Below are 2977 nucleotides of genomic sequence, written 5' to 3'. Positions count from 1 at the left end.
CGGCCGGTCCGGGCCGCGGTGGGCGCATGTCGCGCCAGCGCAAACGCGAGGCGGTTCTGCGGCTGCTGCGCGGTGAGGATCTGGACACGGTCTCCCGCTCGCTGGGCGTGACGGCCGCAACGCTGAGCGGCTGGCGCGATGCTTTCCTGGCAGCCGGCGAGGCCAGTCTGACCACCCGGCCGGCCACCGCCGAGGTGCTCGAGAGCGAGCGGCTCAAGGCCCGGCTCGGCGAGATGCTGCTGGAACGTGAACTGCTGGAGGCCAAGATTGCCCTGCTGGAGAGCGGCCGCCCTTTAGCCCAGAGGAGGTCGAGGCGATGAGCCAGGCCCTCTCGCCGAGCAGCGGTCAGCCCTATGGCCTGGCCCGGGTCTGCCGGATCTGGCGGGTGGCGCGGGCCAGCGTGTACCGGCATCGCCAGCCGCAGCCCGACCGGCAGCGCCGAGGTCCGGTTGGACCGTTGTCCGATCCGGAGCTCACCGCCGAGATCCGCGCCGTCCTGGCCGCCAGTCCGTTCCATGGCGAGGGTCATCGGAAGGTCTGGGCGCGCCTGCGCCTGAAGGGCATCCGCACCTCGCTGCGCCGGGTGTTGCGGCTGATGCGCGAGCATGACCTGCTGGCGCCGTCCCGGACAGGCTCACCCCGCGGTCCGCGCAATCACGACGGCACGATCATTCCGGAGACCATCGACACGCTGTGGGGCACCGACATGACCGCCGCCTGGACGGCTGAAGGGCAAGCTGCCGTGTTCGTGGCGGTCGATCACTACAGTGCCGAGTGCGTGGGCATTCATGCCAGTCGCCAAGCCACCCGCTTTGAGGCTCTCGAGCCGCTGCGCCAGGGCGTGCGGGAGCACTTTGGCGGCTTTGCCCAGAAGATTGCTTCAGGCCTGTCGGTCCGGCACGACCATGGCAGCCAATACATGTCGCGAGCCTTCCAGGACGAATTGCGGTTCCTCGGGATTGAGAGCTCGCCTGCCTTCGTGCGGGCGCCGGAAGGCAATGGCTGTGCGGAGCGGTTCATCCGCACCCTCAAGGAGAACCTGCTGTGGGTGCGCCACTTCGAGACCATCGAGGAGTTGCGCCAGGCGCTGCTGGCTTTCCGGGAGAGCTACAACTCCACCTGGCTGATAGCCCGGCATGGCTTTCAGACGCCGAAGGCCGTCCGGCACAAGCAGCTTCCATCCGCGGCCCTCGCCGCGTAGGCTTCAATCCGGTGTCTCAAAAACCGCGGGCGGTACAGGGCGGAGCTCCGAGCGAGATGGTGATAGCGGCAGAGCACGCTGGGCAAGCATAGACTGTACCGCTCTGTAGAGCGCCTGAGCTTTCAATGTCGACGCTGTAGCACTTCACGCTCAGCAGTGGTTCTTCGCATTTTGGGCACTTAGCTGACATCGCACACCCTCTGTTACTTAGTTCAAGTGAACCGCAGGAATGCCGTTTGGTCAATCACGTCTATTGCCTACGCCCCAGCCTTATAGAACATCGCCCATAGGCTCGGGCTTCTTAGGTAGAGGTTGACCAAAGTCGTCTGCCCACTCCAAATGTATATCGGGGTAGGTTGAGGCCGGCTGTGGAGCCTAAAGACGAAACCGACGGAACTCCCGAGTGGGCAAAGCGGATGTTCAAGAGCCTTCGCAAAGCTCGGTGGCGTCTACTCGTTTTCATGTTCTTCATTGGCGTGCCGGCATTCGGCGCATATCGCCTGGTTGAAGCCTTTGTCACTGGTCAGGTGTGGCACGAACGGAGCGATCGCTGGATCTGCTACTCCAGTGATCCTGGAAGGTTCATGCTAGAGGTCGTGATATGGACTGCGCTGAGCGACTTTGGTGCGTAATTCAGAGGCAGACCGCTTCTGTGCCTGCGGCGGGGCTCAGGTGATGCGCTGTGATACCGGCATACCGTGGCGGGTCATGACGTTGATGGCCTTGCAGCCGGCCGCGGCTTCGGCGCTTTGCGTCGGCAGAGTCCGGGCGTGGGGACACCGCCTGATCACGGTCTTGTAGCGCATCATCGCCACCTCGCCCAAGGACCGACGGCCATAGTTCACCGCCTTTTGCCAGCCGCGCCGACCATGTTCTTGGATCATCCGGAGGTGCCGGTCTCGCTGGGTGGGCGCCGTCTCGGCCGTGCTGCTCGGCACTGCTGTTGATCGCGGTGGAATGATCACCGCAGCCGCAGGATCTCGCTGGGCGATGGTACGGTAGACGGGTTCACCATCATATGCGCCATCAGCCGTAACCGAAGCGATCGGGCCTGAGATCTGATCCAACAAGGGGCCGACCTGCGAGGCATCACCGTCTTCCGTGCTCGTCAGCTCTGAAGCAAGGATCTCACCGGTCTCGGGATCGACGGCTAGGTGGAGCTTGCGCCAAGTTCGGTGCCCTTTGCCCCCATGCTTCTCGCGCTGCCATTCGCCCGCCCCAAATACCTTCAGACCAGTGGAGTCGATCACCACATTCACCGGACCGGTGGCTGCTCTCACCGCCTTGGCGACGGCCAGGTCGACGCTGCGGCGCGAAAAGGTGGTGTGATCGGGAACCGGGAGGTCCAAGCCGACCAGACGCAGGATCGAGGCCAGCATGCCTTCGGTCCGGCGCCAGGGCCGTCCAAAAGCCAGCCGCAGCATCAGACCCGTTTCGACCACCGTCTCAGAGTATCGCTGTGGTCGACCACGCCGGCCCGTTTTTGCCGGCGTCCATGCCATAATTGCTTCAGCCGTCACCCACACCGTCAGGTCACCGCGCCGACGCAGCGCCGCATCGTAGTCGCGCCAATTCTTCACGTGGTAGGGGGCCTTCGGGATTCTGTGACGGTGCTCCTGATTGACCTTGTAGGGCATGCAGCTCTCGGGTTCCAACGACTGCCTATATACCTCACGCCGGTCTTCGCGCGACACCTCAGGTCGAATTACGCACCAACGTCCTAGTACTACTGTGTCATAAACTTTGTGTGGCAGCAGGGACATCGTGGGAGCCTTC

1 protein-coding gene and 1 pseudogene are annotated in these 2977 nt (G+C 63.7%); one reads left to right on the top strand and one right to left on the bottom strand.

Annotated features, from left to right (window positions below; genetic code table 11):
- Nucleotides 1-1201: pseudogene (locus tag OC446_RS29885) on the top strand (IS3 family transposase); the annotation flags it as partial.
- Nucleotides 1202-1869: 668 nt separating this feature from the next.
- On the opposite strand, the gene OC446_RS29880 reads toward OC446_RS29885, so the two are convergent.
- The gene (locus OC446_RS29880) at nt 1870-2838 is read right to left on the bottom strand and encodes an IS5 family transposase (RefSeq protein WP_262032517.1); all 969 of its coding nucleotides are present in this window, start codon (nt 2836-2838) and stop codon (nt 1870-1872) included.
- Between the last annotated feature and the right edge of the window lie 139 nt (nt 2839-2977).

Origin of the sequence: Microvirga sp. Mcv34 (genome assembly GCF_024519725.1) — a bacterium.
In the GTDB taxonomy this organism is placed as follows: domain Bacteria; phylum Pseudomonadota; class Alphaproteobacteria; order Rhizobiales; family Beijerinckiaceae; genus Microvirga.
The sequence above is the reverse complement of the archived record's forward strand: the minus strand, read 5'-3'. Positions and strand labels throughout refer to the sequence as shown.

Bases quoted from the DNA above. Each gene is read 5' to 3' on its own strand.
- OC446_RS29880 (WP_262032517.1), bottom strand. From the start codon at position 2,838: ATGCCCTACAAGGTCAATCAGGAGCACCGTCACAGAATCCCGAAGGCC.